The organism is Mucilaginibacter metallidurans (assembly GCF_003286435.2).
In the GTDB taxonomy this organism is placed as follows: domain Bacteria; phylum Bacteroidota; class Bacteroidia; order Sphingobacteriales; family Sphingobacteriaceae; genus Mucilaginibacter; species Mucilaginibacter gossypii.
Genome location: NZ_CP043449.1, coordinates 6,583,618 through 6,601,557 on the forward strand (window position 1 = coordinate 6,583,618; position 17,940 = coordinate 6,601,557).

Sequence of the window (17,940 nt, forward strand, 5' to 3'; positions counted from 1 at the left end):
TGTCCTTAGGGAGACGCAATTATGCGTCCCAGCAATTTTTTTCATTTTTAAACAGTTTATTGATAATGGCTTGATCTTAAGTTAGTTTTTTGATCGATTTATAAATATGGGCGTTGCCTGCGGCCCGTGCTATACGCTCATACTGCACCGGCATTAGCCACAAGGCCGGTATCCGCTCCTATCACTAACGCGGCCCTTCGCGCATCATCTCTAAAATATATTTCGTACTTCATCATGGTTCTTTCCGGAAATTTCCCCGATCGTTATTCGGAAAGGTGGTAAGTATCATTGTTTAATAGCCGGCAAATTCTTCACGGCCTCTAACAATGTGGCTTCTGTAGCTGCGTTAACGTTTACCAGGTAAAACGGCTTGGCTCCTTTTGCTGCTGCCCATCGCCATTCAAACTCATTGATTGATTTCATGTTACCATTATCAAACCACCAGGCAGCATAAATCTTATCCTTTGCCTTGGTAAGCACTCCTAAATAAACCTGCCGACCGGCAATTACTTCCTTTTTTATCGTACTGAAAACATAGCCGCTCCCCTGCCAGCAAATCATTGGGTCGTGCTCAGGGCAATAGAATGGCGATGGTTTAACATACACCAGCGCACCGGTGTTTTCAAATTTAATTACCCCGCTTTCCAATACCGATTTTTTATAACCGGGTAAGGATACGTTACTTACGCTTTTGTCCTTCAGGTCATCTATCGATTTGATGTTCATAGTTATTACAATCAACGCAACGGCCAAAGCAAGGTGTATCAGCGGAAAGCGCAGTTCATCCGGCGCCAGCCTGATGGTTTTATAAAACCGCGGATCGATGTATGGTTTTTCGGTTCGTTTCAATACGAAAGAAGAAAGAAACAATAAAGGCAATACCACGTAAATGAGCAGGCAGATAATCCCGGTCAGGTCATGCATCGTTGTACCCGCCGGTATTTTAAAAAAAACCAGCAGCAGGATACGGCAAAGGTTGCACAGGATGTTGAGCGCAAAAGTAAACACCAACAAAAACAAGATCCACACCAGGTGCAGTTGCTTTGCCGCCTGCCGCTGATAGTGAGCTATTATAAACAGGCATATCATGAACGAGGTGGCAAGCATATGCAAACCTGCGCATGCCTGGTCCACAGAAAATTCGAAACCTTTAAGCCGGATGATGTTGCCTGCTGCGCTGGCTTCCATTCCCATAGATGCAAACAGAGAGGCTGCTACTTCACTGAGCCAGATCCTTAAAGGAAAGCTGAATGTATTACTGACATATTCGAACGCGGGTGAAATGAGCAATAACAACAGGAACAATACCAGGCTTATTTTTCCTTTTAAGTTCTCAAAGAAAAGCAGTGCAGAAAACAGCAAGGCCAGGAACAAATTTGTTTTAACCGGAAAATAAATGGCAACTGTTGCAAAAACAATGGCCGGGACGAGGTGCCTTAATGAAAGGCCCCCACGCTTTACCTTGCAGATATAAGGCAGCAGCGCCAGGCCAAGCACTGTATTGGCATCCCACTTAAAATAAATGATACCTAACCTCGCTGCAATGCCAATGTATATTAACCAGCAACTACTGATGATTAGCCTGCTGCCGGTTAATTTAAATGAGATATACTCCTGCAAATTATAGCTCCGGCTGAACATGCTTGCTCTTATATACTAAGTAATTTATCACCGCTATTACAACCAGGATCAACAACCACTCACCGGGCTCAGGCACCGCACCTGATGATTTGGCAGACGCGTTTTGAAGACTGTTTTTATTTTCATCAATGCCAAAGCGCTCATAATCCTTTTGAGTTTCCAGTACGATGAGGCTTGAAACGGGAGAGGCGATAAAAGCCTGGTTAGCCTCCTCGATAACATCCGGCTGCACATAAGTTTTATCAAAATACTGCGGACCAATCTTTTTCATAATATCATTATAAGCAAATAGGCGCAGCAGGTGGTCAGGAGCGTTACCTGTTTTCAACGTATCGGCCGTTTGTTCAATAACTAAACCCGATTGGGCAAGTACAACATGGGTTGAATCTTCCTGCGAACGGATAAATTCATTTTTAGCAAGCCTGCTTTGCAGCATTGCCATATCACCCTCATTATAAGTAAATACCCGCATCTCTTTCAATGCCTTTAAATAAGGCGTTAGGTTGGTGCCGATATTGTATAACTGCAATTGTTTTGCACCCGGCAGATAGCTGGTTAACGCTTTGCCAAACTCCGATTCGTCAAGATCGCGCAGGTTAGGAGAGGTTTCGGCGCATTTGGTAATCAGCAATGAACTTTCGGGGTGTTTGATCTCATTAACCGGGAACATACTGAAGTTGAGTTTGCCCATCCTGCTGCAAACGCTTCCGAGGTTATCTTCAGTTAATGTTTCCAGCTTGCCATCGTAATAGTAAACTTTTTTGGTTTTGATGGCCGGCCAAAGCTCGTCCAGTTCGCTGGCCGACCAGCTTGCATTAAGGTCGAGGTAGACGGCTTCCGGGTTAAAGTTTGTGGTTTGAGGCACATAATCTTTCAGCTGATAGCCTTTACCTGCAAATGCGAACGGCATATCGGCAAGCGGCGGGGCTTTAAACGTGATCTGCTCATCCGGTTGATAAGGCCGGTCGGCAGTATAAACGCCCTCGCTGATCTCGTCAAAGTTTGGCATGTTGATGCTTTCAGGTTTCTTCGAAAAAGATACCTGGATGGCTTCGGTTGCGCCTTCGGGTGATGGGCCATCGAAATAACTGCTTTCATAGGTAAGCATATCGTTTTGCTTGCGCAGCGGACTGGTGATCCCCACCCTGAATTTGCGGTTTTCTTCGGGAGTACATGGAAAAATTCGTGCTGTTATCGTATTTCCCTCCTGCCAGTGAATTACCGATGGGTCATGCTGTTCAACACCCACAATCTCTCGATAAGCCGATTCGGCTTTACCTTTAGTGGTTAATCTTGATTGCTGTTCTTTACCGTCTATCCATAATGATAAAGAACTAACAACCGAACCTTCTGGAACGTGGAATGTATAAATGGCTTCTTGTTTGCCCGCCCAGGCCCGTACTCCTCCTTTTTCGGTGTTATGCACGATTAGTGTTTTTTCGGTATAAGCTAAGCGGTATTCAGGAAAGATTTTAACATTGGTGATCACGTTGGCAGTTTTTAGCTTATCGCCGCTCCAAAGCCGTTCCTGTGCCTGGTGCCGTGAATCATACATGGCTTCCAATATTTTTATCCGCTCCTTTTCGTCAAGGTTTAAGTCGCCTCCAAACAGGCTTGCTATCACTATAAAAGGATCATGCTGCATTGGTTCATCAAATGAGGCTTTATTCCAATCACCCCAAAACCAGCTATCACTAAGGTTGGCAGTTTTATACACGATGCCCGCTTTGATGATCCGTTGCGCTATAGCGGTTTTAGGGATATTTTGACTGATCACCACCCAGGTCGGCAGTTTGCCTTCAGATAAGGTATTATGATTAATAGCAAGGTTAACCTGGTTATTGATGCTTTTCCATTGCCATATAAAAATACTGCATGCCACAACCGGAACCAGTAAGCCTGCCCCCAATGCCATTTTTAAAGAGCCGCTGCCCTTTATTGTTCTTTTAATGGTGATAAACGTTACTATAGTCAAACCCATCGGCACAAAAACATGCAAAGACAAGCCCAACGCGATAGCGGCAAAAATACCGATGAGGTACATAGAAGTAAGGTATACGCTGTAGTAAATAAAAAGCAGGAAAGCCATCCCCAGGAAAAATGTCACCACGTGTTTCATTTTTGAACTGAACTCATTCATAAATACGGAAAGTATAATGCCGATTGTGGAGATACAAATAACAACCGACAGCCAGGTAACCGAAGTGTTGAAAATAGGGATGCTCAGGTTAAGTGCAAACGCGCTGATGAACCAAAGCGCCAGGAGGAGCACCCAATAATGTAAGCGCCTGAATCCTTTATATATCACCACAAAGAAAAACACAAGTGAGGCGGAATAATTGAAGCAAAAGGCGCCGAAAGCAGTTCCTTCGGTGAGTTCAAAAAGGCCGGACCCCTCCATAAAGAAGAGCCCGGCAGATATAGTGATTAGGATTAGGCCAAGTTTAACGGTGCTATCTTTAAATAGAATTGCTTTAAGGTTTTTCATGTTTTATAAATTAAAAGTACTTTGTAATTCAAAGTTTATGAATAAAAAAAATTACATTTTTTGTTGTTTGATCAAATTTTCGAGGGCAAGGAGGTGTAATTTGAAGGCAGCCCGGCCTTTTTCGGATGCCAGGTAGCGGGTATTGGGTTTGCGGCCGATGAAAGTTTTCTCCACCTGGATGTATTCTTCCTTCTCCAGCGCTTTCAGGTGCGATGCCAGGTTACCGTCGGTAAGGTTAAGCAATTCTTTAAGCGAGTTAAAGTCGTAACTTTCATTGGCAACCAATACGCTCATGATTTGCAGGCGAATGCGGTTTTCAAAGGCTTTATCAAACTGATCTAATGATATCTTCACTTATCGTATCTAAAATGCATTACAGTACCATAAATAATGTGGAGCAGACCAAAACCCACACTCCAGAAAATTAAGCCGTAATCCGGCATTACAGCACACAGCAAACCTAATAAAATCTCCAATATCCCCAAGCTTCTAATCCCCGAATATGTATAATGGCTGCCTGCAACTAATGACATGCCATAAAATATCAATGTAGCAGGCGCCACAACACCATAATAACCGCGATAAACAAGTATAATAGTAAATAAACCGCCGCTTACCAGTGGGATTGCCATATTAATGAGCAGGCGTTTGCTGCCGGCGCTCCAAAATGGCTGACCATTTCTTTTAGCCTTGCGTACCGATAACCAGATCCCCGTGCCAATAGACAATACAAGCACCGCAATTGCCACGATAAATAATTTTATGATCAGCAATTCTTCGTTGTAAGTATGGCCCTCCCTGAGGGTAGTATACTCGCCCTGCAGCAAACTGTATCCTATGCCGGCGCCGGCGAAGGCATAGATGCCTGCCATCACACCCGAAAGGCCGCTAAGCGAAATAAACTTGGCCGAACGCTCCATCAGGTCGCGGATGGAACTTAACTCTGCATGAATATCTTGTTCTTTCATCAAAAGTACTTTGTTGTTCAAAGTTAAATATAAGATTTGATTTTGCAAGAGGGCAGGAAACTTTTTAGTAAATAAAAGAAACTTATGCGCATACATGTTACTAATCAAAACTTCATGTCATTTCGACGAACCGTTAGGGGATGTGTTTGGGGGTGAGGAGAAATCTTATACATCATTTAACGCCTGCTATTGGTTCCTGTGCGTGGCGTACAAGATTTCTCCTTCACCCCCGCTGCTCAGCCCAGTTCCGTTCGGTCGAAATGACAATTCGTTTAAAGGCTTTCTTCAAGATACTAAGTGTCCAAGGATTTAACTTTAATTTTCAGTATTTATTGAAAGTTTAAAATATATTGTATATTTGTTTCAGAAAACACTGAAAGTTATGAAAACGCTCAAAAACCACATGATCCTGTTTGATGCAGAATGCCCGATGTGCCGTGCTTATACCGGTGCCTTTGTAAAAACAGGGATGCTTGATCCTACCGGCCGCGCTGCATACCAGGAAGCACATGCAGGTACGTGCCCTGTTTATGACAGGCAACGGGCTGTTAATGAAATAGCCTTAATTAACCTGAAAAGCGGCGAGGTTACCTACGGCGTTAAAAGCCTTTGCAAAATAATTGCCAATACCTGGCCTGTATTTACTCCCTTATTTGCTTTTAAACCATTCATCTGGCTCATGAGCAAGGTTTATGCTTTTATATCATACAACAGGAGGGTAATTATCCCTGCTACCGAAACCGGCTTCGAATACCAGCCTACGTTTAAGCTGCATTATCGTTTATTGTATTTGCTGTTCACCTGGTTTTGTACAGGGTTTATCCTTACCGCTTACGCACAGTTGCTTACGGGGATTGTTCCTTTTGGCAATCCATACCGTGAGTACCTGATCTGCGGCGGCCAGATCCTTTTCCAGGGAGCTGCAATATGTAGCTTTGACCGCCGCAACCTGTGGACTTACCTCGGCAACATGATGACTATCTCTTTTGCAGGCAGCTTATTACTGCTGATCGGGTTGGTTATAAATCATTTTTTTCAACTCGGTCCGCTGATTTACACCCTGTATTTTATGGCGGTAGCGGGATTAATGCTCCTTGAACACATCCGCCGTACAAAATTGCTTGGGCTTGGCTGGGTACTCACCGTTACCTGGGTAACTTATCGTATCGTTTATTATTACTTATTTTAAACCTTAACTGATCATGAAAGCTTATAAAAAAATCGTACTGGCCGGCGGCAACGGTTATCTCGGTACCGTGCTGGCCAAATACTACCGCGATTTGGCAGATGAGGTGATTATCCTCGCCCGGAAGCAAAAACCGGTAGATGGCAATGTGCATACCGCAGTTTGGGACGGCGAAAACGAAGCAGGCTGGACAGTACACCTTGCCGGCGCCGATATGCTGATCAACCTCTGCGGTAAAAATGTAAACTGCCGCTACACTGAAAAGAACAAGCGGGAGATCATCCGTTCAAGGGTTGTACCTACCGAACTATTAGGCAGGGTGATCCATAAGATGGAAAACCCGCCAAAGGTTTGGATTAATGTAACTTCTGCCACCATTTATCGCCATGCCCAAGACCGTCCGCAGGATGAGGAAACCGGTGAAATCGGTTATGGTTTTTCTATTGATGTTTGCAACATTTGGGAAAGCACTTTCTTCAAAACAGATACACCCAACACCCGCAAAATTGCCCTGCGCATGGGCATTGTGTTAGGCCGAAGCGACAGTGTTTTTCCGCGGTTGCTTAACCTGGTGAGGTTTGGCCTCGGCGGCAAACAAGGCGATGGGCAGCAATACATAGCCTGGGTGCATGAGCATGATGTAGCCCGGAGCACCCAATGGCTGTTAGACCACCCCGAATTAAATGGTATATTTAACTGCACTGCGCCCGAAAGCACAAAAAACACCGATATGATGCATATCACCCGCGAGGCTTATGGTGCCCGTGTCGGATTACCAGCCCCGCAATGGCTGCTGGAAATTGGCGCCATGGTAATTGGTACCGAAACAGAGTTGATTTTAAAAAGCCGGTGGGTAATGCCCAAACGCTTATTGGATAGCGGGTTTATATTTCAATTTGAAAAAGCGGAGTATGCGGTGCATGATATTTTGAGTATAAGAGGGTAAAGGCCTCAAATACCTCATATTTCATTGAGTAACAATCGGAACACCCCCGAGCCGGTGAAGACTTACGCAGTTTTCAAACTTCGTAAGTCTGGCTTCTACTATTTGTTATCAGGAGGATGGTTTTTATACCTTCACGATCATTTTCCCTTCATTTTTGCCCTGGAATAAACCAATAAAAGCTTCGGGGAGTTTGTCAAAGCCATCCATAATTGTTTCGATGTATTGTAATTGACCCGCTGCTACCCATTGTTGCAACCTGCCAATACCTTCGGCAAAGCGGGTTTTATAATCAGCAATAAGAAAACCCTGTATCAACAGTTTTTTGTACACCACCAGAGGCAGCAACCGGGGGCCCATCTCGGTTTCCGTATCATTATAGCTGGCTATGGAACCACAAACCACTACGCGTCCATAATCATTCATCCGGTTGATCACAGCATCTGAAATAATGCCGCCTACATTATCAAAATAGATATCTACACCACCGGGACAAAGTCGGGCTATTGCGGCCTCAATATCGGGAGTGGCTTTGTAGTTAACCCCTTCGTCGAAACCCAACTGCGATTTCATCCATTCAACTTTTTCGTCACTTCCGGCAATGCCGATTACCCGGCAGCCCATTAATTTACCTATTTGCCCTGCAATGCTACCCACGGCCCCGGCTGCGCCGGAAACCACTAATGTTTCGCCGGGTTTAGGTTTGCCGATATCCGTTAACGCGAAATAGGCTGAAAGGCCTGTTGAGCCCAGGATGCTGAGATAACTGCTTAAAGGAAGGCCGTTTGCGTTTAATACTGTCAGCCCTTCACCATTGTGAATCAGGTGATCGCGCCATTCCATGAAACCAAGCACTTTGTCACCCGGTTTGAATTCCGGGCGGGCAGAGTCCACAACCTCCGCCACCGCGCGTGAATACACTATGTCACCGGCAACAAGCGGCGGCTTGTGGCCTCCTGCCATTTTAGCCCGAAGATAGGGGTCAACAGAGATGTACAAAGTTTTGAGTAGTAGTTCCCCCGTTTTAATAGTGGCCAACTCTTCAAAACCGAAATGAAAGTTGGCCACCTGCGGTATTCCTATTGGCAGGGAAGCCAACCTGATCAATTTGCTGTTCATTAGATGCCGTATTTTCCGGTGAGTGCTTTTAGTTCGATGCTTTTGGCGAAAAGCGGTGTTTCTTCATGATTGTGAAGATCTGAAGCGGCCTGGCGGCTGGCGGCGGCTTGTGCTAATGTAACGCCGTGTTCTTTAATAAAAGCTAAAAACTCAGGTGTGGCAGTGGCATGGATCTCGTTGGTGTATTCGCAGGTATCTGCATCAATAGCGGTAGCTTTGAGCTCCCAAAGTACCTGTACGGTGCTGCGGCCGCTTTTACCAAACACGTCAGACACTGATAGCATACGACAATAATCCGGGCGATATTCTGTTGCCACATAGTGCTGTATTACCATAGCATCGCCTATCATTTCCACGTTGATAGACATTGGCTCGCCATCATAGGTACGGGTAAAGCCGGCTGCAATGTGATTAACAGAGCATTTTTGATATTCTGCATCCGGCAAATTGAAGAGCCAGTCGGCAATGTTTACTTTTTCAATGGGTGCGTTGATGGTAGCTTTTACTACAGAGTGAGACAAAGCGTTTTCGGGAGTTTGTTGAATTTCCATGATCTTGTGTTTTGTTTTGTTAAATCAAAGGTCAGCGATAAAACTTAATCGTCTAAACTCATTTTTTCGATGTAGTTCATTGATAAAAGCGATTACAAAACATGAATTGTTTATCTTCGGTCATGGAACTTCGCCAATTGAAATATTTTATAAAAGCTGCCGAATTACAAAACTTTACCGACGCCGCAGCGGCAGTATTCATTACCCAAAGCACGCTTTCGCAACAAATTAAACAACTGGAAGACGAATTGCAGCTACCGTTGTTTGATCGTGTAGCCAAGCGCGTACGCCTAACAGAAGCGGGTAAGTCCTTTTTGCCTTATGCGCAAAAAACCGTGAGGGATGCCGAAGAAGGGCGCGATATGCTTAAAGACCTGATGAACCTGCAAAGCGGTACCCTTACCGTTGGCACCACCTACGGGCTTACCAATTTGCTTACCAAGGCTGTGTTGGATTTCAGTGCCAAATACCCCAACATCAAGTTGCAAATCGGTTTTGGTACAACGCAGGACCTGCTCACGCAGCTGGAACAGGGTAAACTGGATATGATGTTGTCATTTATGCCTGAGCAACAATCGGCTACCATCCAATCGGAAAGGATCTTTTCATCTTGTCTCGCGCTTATCGTTCATTCAGATCATCCATTGGCTCAAAAGAAACAGGTAAATCTCAGGCAGCTCAGCGAAATCCCTTTATTATTGCCTTCCGCCGGTTACAGTATCCGTAATTACCTCGATAGCGTATTGCAAAAACAGCAGGTAACGCCCAATGTAAAAATGGAAGTTAATGACATCCATATGCTCCTGCAACTGGTTGACACGGGCAGGTGGGCTACGGTGCTCATGGGCTCTTCAGCTTTTAACCATCCCGGTCTCAAAGTCATCAAGATTATCGGTGCAGGGATGACAAGGGAAGCAACGATTGCCTGGCCCAGGAACGCCTACCACAAACGTTCGGCATTAGCGCTGGCACAAGGTATTGCAAGTTATGCAATGGATTATCATGTGGGTGATTTGTAGATTTACAGTTTTTGAATTAGAACTTATAGTGATCCCTATAGTTTCAAACTAAATAAAATTAAATTCAAGTACGGAGAACAACAATTTTGTTTACACGGACAAACAAGCTATGAACCATCAGCTATGATTCCTAAACTACGCCTTACTTCAGCCAGTGATACACAATAAATGATGCCGTATAAGCCAGCGCTGTCATATAGGCAAACTGGGCAGCGGGCCAGCGCCAGTCTTTGGTTTCGCGATAAACAACAGCTACCGTACTGGCACATTGCATGGCGAAGGCATAAAACATCATGAGGGAGAAAGCAACCGCTAAGGTAAACACCGGCTCTCCGGTTTGCGGATTTTTAGCCTCGTGCATTTTTTGCTGAACCGATTGCATCTTATCGGCATCGCCCTCCACGCTGTAAATGGTGGCCATGGTGCCTACAAATACCTCGCGGGCAGCAAAGGAGCTGATGAGGGCTATACCTATCTTCCAATCGAAGCCAAGGGGTTTAATAACGGGTTCAATAACATGGCCAAATACGCCGGCGTATGAGTTTTCCAGTTTTTCGGATGCGATAACTTTGCTGAGGCTATCGGGCGTCATGGTTTTGGTATATTGAGGCTGGGCGTATTGTTTATCTATCTGCGCAAACCTGTCGCCGGGGCCATATGATTTCATTACCCACAGGATTACCGAAACAGCAATGATCACTTTACCGGCCTGCAGTACGAACGTTTTTGAACGGTCATACATGGTAAAGATCACGTTTTTCCACCTTGGCATGCGGTACACGGGCAGTTCCATAATAAAATAGCCGCGTTCGCGGGCTTTGAGGATAAACTTCATCACAAAAGCCACAATAACGGCCGAAAAGATACTAAGCACATACATGGCTGTAAGCGCCAGCCCCTGCAGGTTAAAGATCCACCAAACGTTGCGGTTGGGTACTACCAACGCAATCAGCAGGGTATAAACAGGCAGGCGGGCAGAGCAGGCTACTAATGGGGTAACCATGATGGTGATCATCCTGTCTTTCCAGTTTTCGATGGTACGGGTACTCATGATAGAAGGCACAGCGCAGGCGAAACCGCCGATAAGGGGTACTACCGATTTGCCGTTAAGCCCTACCTTGCGCATCACCTTGTCCATCATAAAAGTAACGCGCGACATGTAGCCGGTATCTTCCAAAATGGAGATGAGCGCGAAGAGGATGGCGATCTGCGGGATAAATACCAATACTCCGCTGAGGCCGGCGAGCACACCATCAATGATCAAACTACTCAGCGGACCGGCAGGCAGTATTTTAGCGGCGCCTGCCTGCAGCCAGATAAACAGGTCTTCGATGAGCGACATCGGGTAGGCCGACCATGAAAAGATAGCCTGGAATATGAACAGTAAGATGGCGAAGAAGATCACAAAGCCAAATACTTTATGGGTAAGGATCTTATCTATCTTGTTGCTTATGGTTTCGTCGTGCGCCGTTTCAGCTTTTTTAACCGTATCGTAAAGCAGGTCGTTGATGAAGTTGTAACGGGCGATGGTTTCTGTAGCCTGCGCCTTTTGCGAGTGGAAAGAATGCTCCTGCTCCAGTTGTTCAATCCGGTCGCTCTCGGCTGCTGAAAGGTAGCTTAGCGTTTCGTGCTGGTGGGCAAGTTGCAAGGCTATATATGGATTTTCAACCTGCATCTCCCCTTTTATTTGCGCTATGATGCCCGGGGCGATGCTTTCAATATCAATAGTATCCTGCTGCAGCGGCACGCTGTTGGCAAAAGCAATGGTGCTTTTAAGCTTGTCAATGCCTGTATTTTTCCTGGCAGAAATAGGGACTACCGGAACGCCCAGTTTTTGGGCAAAAAGATCAATATTGATTTTGATGCCCGCCTTGTCCGACACATCTACCATGTTGAGCGCTACCACTACGGGGATCTTGAGGTCTGCAACCTGGGTATAAAGCAGCAGGTTGCGTTTTAAATTGGATGCGTCGAGGATCACCACAACCAGATCGGGCACCATGCCTTTTGATTTATCGGCCAGTACCGAAAATACGATGGATTCGTCTTTACTTTTGGGATAGATGCTGTAAGTACCTGGAAGGTCAATTATTTCGGCCGTGCGGCCGTCAGGCAGTTGGCAAAAGCCTGTTTTTTTATCAACAGTAACCCCCGGAAAGTTCCCGATTTTTTGATTTAACCCGGTTAATATATTAAAGAGAGTTGATTTACCGGTATTTGGATTTCCTACAAGTGCAACTCTTATATTGGTTTTCAACGCTTACAAACTACTGCAAAATGATGGTGGACGCTTCAAACCTGCGTAAACTAAGCTGGTAGCCAGATACGCTGATGGCAATAGGATCGCCAAGAGGGGCGATACGCGAAATGCGGACCTCTTCGCCGGGTAAACAGCCCATCTCCATCAGTTTTACTGACATTTCAAGATCGGTAAATTCCTTTACAATACCAGTTTCGCCTATTTCCAGTTGTGACAGCTTCATCATTTATAATATAAAACGTAGCAAATGTAAGCTTATTTATATTAAATCCAAATAAGATTTGCTATGATGTGCAGATTTTAAATGTGCAGGTGATTTTTGATTTGTAAATGACAATTCGAGATGCAGTTGGGAGGATTTAGATGTGCAGATTCCGGATCGGCAAAGCATATATTGGGTGCCTTCACTGACACGATTATGTCAGTGTTCAATTTTTAAAAAGGGGGTGTTCAACGTTTAATTTCTAAAAAATGCAAGTCGCTGATTATCAATGATGATGTGTTCATGTTGGGTGCTTTGCTAATAGTCATTAAAATTAAGTGGCTGATTATCAGTAGTTTTTTTTTGAAAATAATTGCAAGTGTTTACACTTTTAAAAATTGAACACCCGCAAATTGAATAGTAAATGTGCTTTGCTGATATAGATTTACCTGGCTAAGCCATCATTTGCACATCTGCACATCTGGAATCGGCAGATTTAATTTTCCCGAAATGCGGACAGCCGCAACCCTTGTGGAAAATGCCGCATGATGAACCTGCCGTTAAGAGCAGCGCGCCCAATAAAATGACCAGTTTATTTTTTTTCATTTTTTCCAATTGCCTCAACAGTTAGCATTACACTAAAAATCCCCATACAAGCTCCAAGTACATCGCAAAAAAGATCGTTCCAGTCGCCGCTGCGCCAGGTGAAAACAGATGCCTGCAGCACTTCAATAAGCGCCCCGAAAAATACGCTGGCTGCCCATATCACGAATGCCCTTGTATACGTAATCTGTCGTGGTTTTTGTTGCCTGATAACGCCAAAACAAACCAGTACAATGAGGGTGAAAAATAAACCGCAGTGGGTTAGCTTATCAAAACCCTCAAAAAACATCGGGGATTTATCAACAGAATCAAGATGTATGGAGCAAATAATTAAAACAAATAAGGCCCACAAAATAGCGGGCCCATGATATTTTAAAAACAGCTTCATCTTATACGCCGATAACCGTTTTATAATCGCCGGCAGATAAAAGTGAGTCAGCATCGGCAGCATCAGCTACAGTGATCTTTACCATCCAGCCTTCGCCATATGGGTCGGTGTTAACCAGTTCGGGTTGGTTATTTAATGCCGGGTTAACTTCGGTTACGGTGCCGGCAACAGGCATAAACAGGTCTGATACTGTTTTTACTGCTTCAACGGTGCCAAAAACTTCGTCTTTAGCAACCTCTTTACCTAATGAAGTAATATCAACATACACAATGTCGCCCAGTTCGCTTTGAGCAAATTCGGTGATGCCTACGGTAGCTACATTGCCTTCAACCTTAATCCACTCGTGGTCTTTGGTGTATTTTAATTCAGCCGGAAAATTCATGTCGTTAAATTTTGTGTGCTCAAAAATAGTAAAACTTTGGCTTTCGCAATTATTGATATGTAAATTATAAAATCATCATTTTCTATATGGCATAGCAATGATTTATCGTTGATAAATTTGTAATTAAAACTTTCTTTCGGCAGATGCCATCCAATCCTCCAGGGCCTTCCGTTGGTCTGCGTTGTTTTGCAGCCACTTTGCTCCTGTTGTTTTATCGGCGCTTAAACTAATTAATTTAACCGCCGTTGAAAAGCTTTGAGATTGTGACATCTTATAAAAAAAAGCTGCATAGTAATTCCAAAAGAAGGTTTGCCTGCCCGGCTTTTCGCCAAGTTTGCCAACCGCCGTAAAAATGTTTTTCAACTGGGTTTCCAGCTGACCGCCAGAAACCGAAACGGCGGTGCTTAGGGTTTTATTTAGTAACAGGGTTTCCGGATCTGCTTTAGCTGCTTTCAGGTCGCCGCCTTTTAGTAAACTTTGCAGGTTGGTATAAGCTTCGTCGGCGCGCGGGCCTTCCGGGTCGAGCAGCAGGAAGCTGCACAGGCCCATCAATGCCGGTACCCTTTTGTTTTGGTGGAAAGTTACCAGCCCGTATAAGCGTTGGCTATTAGCATGTTTAGGATCAAGTTTAATGGCTTCAATGGCAGACAGCTCGGCATCGGCATATTTTTGCGCGCGGAAATAGGCTATCCCCAGGTTAAAATACAGCGGCTGATAACCGGGCTTTAATTTGATCCCCTCTTTATAAGCGTCGATGGCCTGTTGCGGCTGATGAGCAGTATCATAAATGCTGCCCATTAATTCATAAGCAGGCCCTGTTAGATCGCCGCCTGTTTTTATCACTTTGTTAAGATAAGGTATTGCTTCCGTACCCCTGCCCGATGCATTGAGGCTGAAGGCCAGCTGGTAGTTGGCCTGCGCATTATCTGGCTCGGCGGCAAGTGCCTCTTTGTATTTTTCAATAGCGGCCGAATAATTTTTTTCGCTGTTAAGCCTGATGCCCTCCTTAATAATACTATTGACATCCGTATTTTGAGCAAGTGCCACCCCTGTGCTAAGCACGAAGGCTATAATAAACAAGCCTTTTTTCAACAAAACCATACTTAAACATACTAATTGTGCTAACTAACAGAAAATTTTAAAACTTTAATCAATACCTGCTGTATAATTTCTAATTTTCGCATTCGTTTAGTGTGAGATAAATTGATTTATGAGATTAGTGTACAAAAGCCTGGTAGTGTTTGCTGCCCCCCTGTTACTGTTAGCCTGTTCATCCAAAAATAAAAATAAAGACCAATCGCAGTCGCAGGTTGCCGCCAGGCCGCTTGATACCACCGCGTTGCTGGCCTACAATCCTAAAAATGCTGATAAAAAGATAGATGCCGTAATGCAGGAGCTGCATCGTACCCGCGGTTTTAACGGTAACGTGCTGGTGGCAAAAAAAGGCAAAATAGTTTATGAAAAAGCCATTGGCTGGGCCGACTACCTGCATCGCGACAGTCTGAAAATAGGCTCGCAGTTTGAACTGGCTTCGGTAACTAAAACTATGACTTCAACAGCTATTTTACAGTTGATGGAGCGCGGCAAATTGAAGCTTGACGATGACGTTAAAAAGTTTTTTCCTGATTTTCCCTATGATGGTGTAACCATTCGCTTGTTACTTACCCACCGCTCGGGTATGATGAATTATGTATATTTTATCGACGATATTTACCGGAAAAATCACCTGAACCAGCGCAAAGGACTTACCAATGCCGAGGCTATGAAAATGATTGCCGATTATAAGCCAACGCGCTTCAACGAGCCCAATAAGCGTTTCCTGTATAACAACTCCAACTTTATGGTGCTTGGTTCCATCATTGAAAAAGTGAGCGGAATGAGCTATGCCCAATTTATGCAGGAAAACGTGTTTAAACCAGCCAGTATGGCACATACCCATGTTTACTCAAAAGCGGTTTATAATAAAATCCCGGTTGATGTGGTGGGGCATGACCGCGGCCAGTGGCGTTATTCAGTAGTGCAGAACTTTTTGGACGGCCCCGTAGGGGATAAAGGCATTTACAGCACGGTTGGTGACCTGTTCCTTTTTGATCGTGCTTTGCGCGCGGGGTTGTTATTAAAACCAGCTACGCTTGATTCGGCCTACGTGCCACGCAACCCGATGGTGCACGGACATTTCAACTACGGCTACGGCTGGCGTACATTTACAGCACCGGGCGAGGAGGTAATTTATCATACCGGCTGGTGGCATGGGTTCAGGCATATTTACCTGCGGGATATGAAACACGACATTACCATAGTATTGCTTACCAACCTGGCCAACGGGAGTTTATTAAAGCTCGATGACTTGTTTAAAGCGGCTGGCATGCCTATTGTACGTAAAAGTGCATACAATGGAAATGGCGATACCAGTGATGATTAATTTTTTTGGAATGGTTGATTGAAGTTATTGGGTGAGTGGTTTTAATAAACCGATTGATCATTTTTCCTCTATCTGTATTCCAACCATTCACCTAATTAACCACTTACTAAAAACTAAAAAATCATGTTTGATAAATTAATGGAAGCCCAGCAAAAGGCTGGCGAAATGAAAAAACGCCTTGATGCCATCAGTGTATCAGGCACAGCCGAAGGCGGCAAAATAGTTGTGAACGCTAATGCCAATAAAGTGGTCCAATCGGTACAGATCGATCCTGATTTTTTAGCCGATGCCGATAAAGAAGAACTGGAAGAGTTGTTGGTTGTTGCGGTAAACAAGGCACTTGAACAAGCCGAAAACATCAGCCAAAGCGAAATGGCTGCCATGACCCAAAGCATGTTTGGCGGCTTAGGAGGCCTGGGTAATATGTTTGGTAAATAAACCCGATTCGCTTAAGTAGGTATTTAAAGATATTAAAGCGTCATTATAAGGTACGAAGCAATCCCCGATTAGCAGGGCCGATCTGTATAGTTTGTGATTGCTTCGTACCTCGCAATGACGCTTTTCTTTCTTTATCGCTTTTTACATTTTAAGGGTTTCACAGCACTATCTGTTTAAACACTATGTGTAACTTTTTTGCCACTAAATCAAATCGTTGACATAACTGTTTACTTTTGATCAGATCATAAAATAACATTCTATGAAAACTACTTATTATGGCCAGTCGGCCCTTGAGATTGTAGCTGGTGGAAAGAAACTGCTTTTCGATCCGTTTATAAGCCCTAACCCGCTGGCAAAAGATATTGATATCCACAGCTTGACGCCCGATTATATCCTGGTATCGCACGGGCATGGCGACCATGTGGCCGATTTACTGGAAATTGCCAAGAGCAGTGGTGCAAAGGTAATTTGCATTGCCGAAATTGCCGGATGGCTTGGTACTAAAGGCATTGAAAATGTGCATGGCATGAACATAGGGGGCGGTTTTAACTTTGATTTTGGAAGGGTTAAGATGGTAAACGCGGTACATTCAAGCACTTTGCCCGATGGCTCACCAGGCGGTAATCCTGCCGGTTTTTTAATTTATGCCGAAGGAAAGGTTATTTATTTTGCAGGCGATACTGCGCTTACCTATGATATGAAACTCCTGGCCGATGAAAATCTCGACTGGGCATTTCTGCCTATCGGTGATAATTACACTATGGGTGCGGATGATGCCATTAAAGCATCAGCGTTCATCAATTGTAAAAACATCATCGGCATTCATTATGACTCATTCCCGGTTATCAAGATTGATAAAGATGAAGTAACCGAGAAGTTTATCAAAGCAGGGTTGAATTTAAAGTTGCCGGCTATTGGCGAAACTATTGAGTTGTAAAAAATATCCGTCATCCCGAACTTGTTTCGGGAACCCACAAGACAAGCGCACCTTGCGGGGCGTAAACTTGGCATGTGGGGTGCTGAAACAAGTTCAGCATGACGATCTAAATAACGCAAACAGCCCCGGCATTTTGCCGGGGCTGTTTGCGTTTGATACCACCGGGCTTAAAAGTTCCGGCTTCCGACTAAAGACTTATTTCCTTTTCATCTTCATAGTGTCTTTTTTCATGATGGTATCTTTTTTCATTTTCCTCGTTTTCTTCTTCTTGGTTGTATCAGTTTGCATAATGCCTTTTGACGGGCGAACCATTGTACCATGAGCGAAAACGCTGCTGAACGAGATCGCTGCTAAAGCGATCATACATAGTGCCTTTTTCATAGTTGATTATGT

At 44.4% G+C, this 17,940-nt stretch carries 19 protein-coding genes; 6 read left to right on the forward strand and 13 right to left on the reverse strand.

What is annotated here, in order from left to right:
* Nucleotides 1–285: 285 nt before the first annotated feature.
* From xrtN to DIU38_RS28285, 4 genes are read right to left on the reverse strand one after another with little or no spacing between them, the layout of a single operon-like run.
* Complete coding sequence (xrtN, locus tag DIU38_RS28270; protein WP_112658904.1) at nucleotides 286–1,641, reverse strand: exosortase N; 1,356 nt, start codon at nucleotides 1,639–1,641, stop codon at nucleotides 286–288.
* Nucleotides 1,622–4,129, reverse strand: coding sequence for an XrtN system VIT domain-containing protein (locus DIU38_RS28275; RefSeq protein WP_112658902.1), 2,508 nt, complete (start codon nucleotides 4,127–4,129; stop codon nucleotides 1,622–1,624). The genes xrtN and DIU38_RS28275 overlap by 20 nt, the downstream gene beginning before the upstream one ends.
* 51 nt (nucleotides 4,130–4,180) lie before the next feature.
* Nucleotides 4,181–4,483, reverse strand: coding sequence for a winged helix-turn-helix domain-containing protein (locus DIU38_RS28280; RefSeq protein WP_090532394.1), 303 nt, complete (start codon nucleotides 4,481–4,483; stop codon nucleotides 4,181–4,183).
* The gene (locus tag DIU38_RS28285) at nucleotides 4,480–5,097 is read right to left on the reverse strand and encodes a hypothetical protein (RefSeq protein WP_112658914.1); all 618 of its coding nucleotides are present in this window, start codon (nucleotides 5,095–5,097) and stop codon (nucleotides 4,480–4,482) included. The genes DIU38_RS28280 and DIU38_RS28285 overlap by 4 nt, the downstream gene beginning before the upstream one ends.
* A 382-nt stretch (nucleotides 5,098–5,479) precedes the next feature.
* On the opposite strand from DIU38_RS28285, the gene DIU38_RS28290 reads away from it, so the two are divergent.
* The gene (locus DIU38_RS28290) at nucleotides 5,480–6,286 is read left to right on the forward strand and encodes a DCC1-like thiol-disulfide oxidoreductase family protein (protein WP_112658900.1); all 807 of its coding nucleotides are present in this window, start codon (nucleotides 5,480–5,482) and stop codon (nucleotides 6,284–6,286) included.
* Between the two features lie 13 nt (nucleotides 6,287–6,299).
* Nucleotides 6,300–7,229 carry a TIGR01777 family oxidoreductase gene (locus DIU38_RS28295; RefSeq protein ID WP_112658898.1) on the forward strand — a complete coding sequence of 310 codons (930 nt, stop codon included), beginning with the start codon at nucleotides 6,300–6,302 and terminating at the stop codon, nucleotides 7,227–7,229.
* Between the two features lie 123 nt (nucleotides 7,230–7,352).
* Here the strand turns inward: DIU38_RS28295 and DIU38_RS28300 are convergent, their stop codons facing one another.
* Complete coding sequence (locus tag DIU38_RS28300; protein WP_112658896.1) at nucleotides 7,353–8,345, reverse strand: NADP-dependent oxidoreductase; 993 nt, start codon at nucleotides 8,343–8,345, stop codon at nucleotides 7,353–7,355.
* Complete coding sequence (locus DIU38_RS28305) at nucleotides 8,345–8,896, reverse strand: hypothetical protein (protein WP_112658894.1); 552 nt, start codon at nucleotides 8,894–8,896, stop codon at nucleotides 8,345–8,347. The genes DIU38_RS28300 and DIU38_RS28305 overlap by 1 nt, the downstream gene beginning before the upstream one ends.
* Nucleotides 8,897–8,997: 101 nt before the next feature.
* On the opposite strand from DIU38_RS28305, the gene DIU38_RS28310 reads away from it, so the two are divergent.
* Nucleotides 8,998–9,915 (forward strand): LysR substrate-binding domain-containing protein, encoded by a 918-nt coding sequence (locus DIU38_RS28310; protein WP_112658892.1) that lies wholly within the window; start codon nucleotides 8,998–9,000, stop codon nucleotides 9,913–9,915.
* A gap of 142 nt (nucleotides 9,916–10,057) precedes the next feature.
* Here DIU38_RS28310 and feoB read toward each other — a convergent pair whose 3' ends face one another.
* The 6 genes from feoB to DIU38_RS28335 all read right to left on the reverse strand — a co-directional run bounded on the left by feoB (nucleotide 10,058) and on the right by DIU38_RS28335 (nucleotide 14,851).
* Nucleotides 10,058–12,172: a ferrous iron transport protein B gene (feoB, locus tag DIU38_RS28315; protein ID WP_112658890.1), complete on the reverse strand. Its 2,115-nt coding sequence runs from the start codon at nucleotides 12,170–12,172 to the stop codon at nucleotides 10,058–10,060.
* A 10-nt stretch (nucleotides 12,173–12,182) separates the two neighbouring features.
* Nucleotides 12,183–12,398, reverse strand: a complete 216-nt coding sequence (locus DIU38_RS28320; RefSeq protein ID WP_090532383.1) for a FeoA family protein — start codon at nucleotides 12,396–12,398, stop codon at nucleotides 12,183–12,185.
* Between the two features lie 432 nt (nucleotides 12,399–12,830).
* Nucleotides 12,831–12,983, reverse strand: a complete 153-nt coding sequence (locus DIU38_RS33290; protein ID WP_167516302.1) for a hypothetical protein — start codon at nucleotides 12,981–12,983, stop codon at nucleotides 12,831–12,833.
* A complete protein-coding gene (locus DIU38_RS28325; protein WP_167516303.1) occupies nucleotides 12,970–13,368 on the reverse strand; it encodes a VanZ family protein in 399 nt (132 codons plus the stop codon). The genes DIU38_RS33290 and DIU38_RS28325 overlap by 14 nt, the downstream gene beginning before the upstream one ends.
* A 1-nt stretch (nucleotide 13,369) precedes the next feature.
* A complete protein-coding gene (gcvH, locus tag DIU38_RS28330) occupies nucleotides 13,370–13,750 on the reverse strand; it encodes a glycine cleavage system protein GcvH (RefSeq protein ID WP_090532379.1) in 381 nt (126 codons plus the stop codon).
* Between the two features lie 123 nt (nucleotides 13,751–13,873).
* Entirely contained in the window at nucleotides 13,874–14,851 is a 978-nt protein-coding gene (locus DIU38_RS28335) for a tetratricopeptide repeat protein (protein ID WP_112658886.1), read from the reverse strand.
* Between the two features lie 109 nt (nucleotides 14,852–14,960).
* On the opposite strand from DIU38_RS28335, the gene DIU38_RS28340 reads away from it, so the two are divergent.
* From DIU38_RS28340 to DIU38_RS28350, 3 genes are all read left to right on the forward strand, one after another.
* Nucleotides 14,961–16,172, forward strand: a complete 1,212-nt coding sequence (locus DIU38_RS28340) for a serine hydrolase domain-containing protein (protein WP_112658884.1) — start codon at nucleotides 14,961–14,963, stop codon at nucleotides 16,170–16,172.
* 123 nt (nucleotides 16,173–16,295) lie between these two features.
* Nucleotides 16,296–16,610: a YbaB/EbfC family nucleoid-associated protein gene (locus DIU38_RS28345; protein WP_112658882.1), complete on the forward strand. Its 315-nt coding sequence runs from the start codon at nucleotides 16,296–16,298 to the stop codon at nucleotides 16,608–16,610.
* A 259-nt stretch (nucleotides 16,611–16,869) separates the two neighbouring features.
* On the forward strand, nucleotides 16,870–17,547 hold the full coding sequence (locus DIU38_RS28350; protein WP_112658880.1) for a metal-dependent hydrolase: 678 nt from the start codon (nucleotides 16,870–16,872) through the stop codon (nucleotides 17,545–17,547).
* Nucleotides 17,548–17,742: 195 nt separating this feature from the next.
* On the opposite strand, the gene DIU38_RS28355 is transcribed toward DIU38_RS28350, so the two are convergent.
* On the reverse strand, nucleotides 17,743–17,928 hold the full coding sequence (locus DIU38_RS28355) for a hypothetical protein (protein ID WP_091167020.1): 186 nt from the start codon (nucleotides 17,926–17,928) through the stop codon (nucleotides 17,743–17,745).
* Between the last annotated feature and the right edge of the window lie 12 nt (nucleotides 17,929–17,940).

Bases quoted from the DNA above. Each gene is read 5' to 3' on its own strand.
- DIU38_RS28285 (WP_112658914.1), bottom strand. From the start codon at position 5,097: ATGAAAGAACAAGATATTCATGCAGAGTTAAGTTCCATCCGCGACCTG.
- DIU38_RS28320 (WP_090532383.1), bottom strand. From the start codon at position 12,398: ATGAAGCTGTCACAACTGGAAATAGGCGAAACTGGTATTGTAAAGGAA.
- xrtN (WP_112658904.1), bottom strand. From the start codon at position 1,641: ATGTTCAGCCGGAGCTATAATTTGCAGGAGTATATCTCATTTAAATTA.
- DIU38_RS28350 (WP_112658880.1), top strand. From the start codon at position 16,870: ATGAAAACTACTTATTATGGCCAGTCGGCCCTTGAGATTGTAGCTGGT.
- DIU38_RS28275 (WP_112658902.1), bottom strand. From the start codon at position 4,129: ATGAAAAACCTTAAAGCAATTCTATTTAAAGATAGCACCGTTAAACTT.
- DIU38_RS28335 (WP_112658886.1), bottom strand. From the start codon at position 14,851: ATGGTTTTGTTGAAAAAAGGCTTGTTTATTATAGCCTTCGTGCTTAGC.
- DIU38_RS28310 (WP_112658892.1), top strand. From the start codon at position 8,998: ATGAATTGTTTATCTTCGGTCATGGAACTTCGCCAATTGAAATATTTT.
- DIU38_RS33290 (WP_167516302.1), bottom strand. From the start codon at position 12,983: ATGAAAAAAAATAAACTGGTCATTTTATTGGGCGCGCTGCTCTTAACG.
- DIU38_RS28355 (WP_091167020.1), bottom strand. From the start codon at position 17,928: ATGAAAAAGGCACTATGTATGATCGCTTTAGCAGCGATCTCGTTCAGC.
- DIU38_RS28290 (WP_112658900.1), top strand. From the start codon at position 5,480: ATGAAAACGCTCAAAAACCACATGATCCTGTTTGATGCAGAATGCCCG.
- DIU38_RS28345 (WP_112658882.1), top strand. From the start codon at position 16,296: ATGTTTGATAAATTAATGGAAGCCCAGCAAAAGGCTGGCGAAATGAAA.
- DIU38_RS28325 (WP_167516303.1), bottom strand. From the start codon at position 13,368: ATGAAGCTGTTTTTAAAATATCATGGGCCCGCTATTTTGTGGGCCTTA.
- DIU38_RS28340 (WP_112658884.1), top strand. From the start codon at position 14,961: ATGAGATTAGTGTACAAAAGCCTGGTAGTGTTTGCTGCCCCCCTGTTA.
- DIU38_RS28305 (WP_112658894.1), bottom strand. From the start codon at position 8,896: ATGGAAATTCAACAAACTCCCGAAAACGCTTTGTCTCACTCTGTAGTA.
- DIU38_RS28300 (WP_112658896.1), bottom strand. From the start codon at position 8,345: ATGAACAGCAAATTGATCAGGTTGGCTTCCCTGCCAATAGGAATACCG.
- gcvH (WP_090532379.1), bottom strand. From the start codon at position 13,750: ATGAATTTTCCGGCTGAATTAAAATACACCAAAGACCACGAGTGGATT.
- DIU38_RS28295 (WP_112658898.1), top strand. From the start codon at position 6,300: ATGAAAGCTTATAAAAAAATCGTACTGGCCGGCGGCAACGGTTATCTC.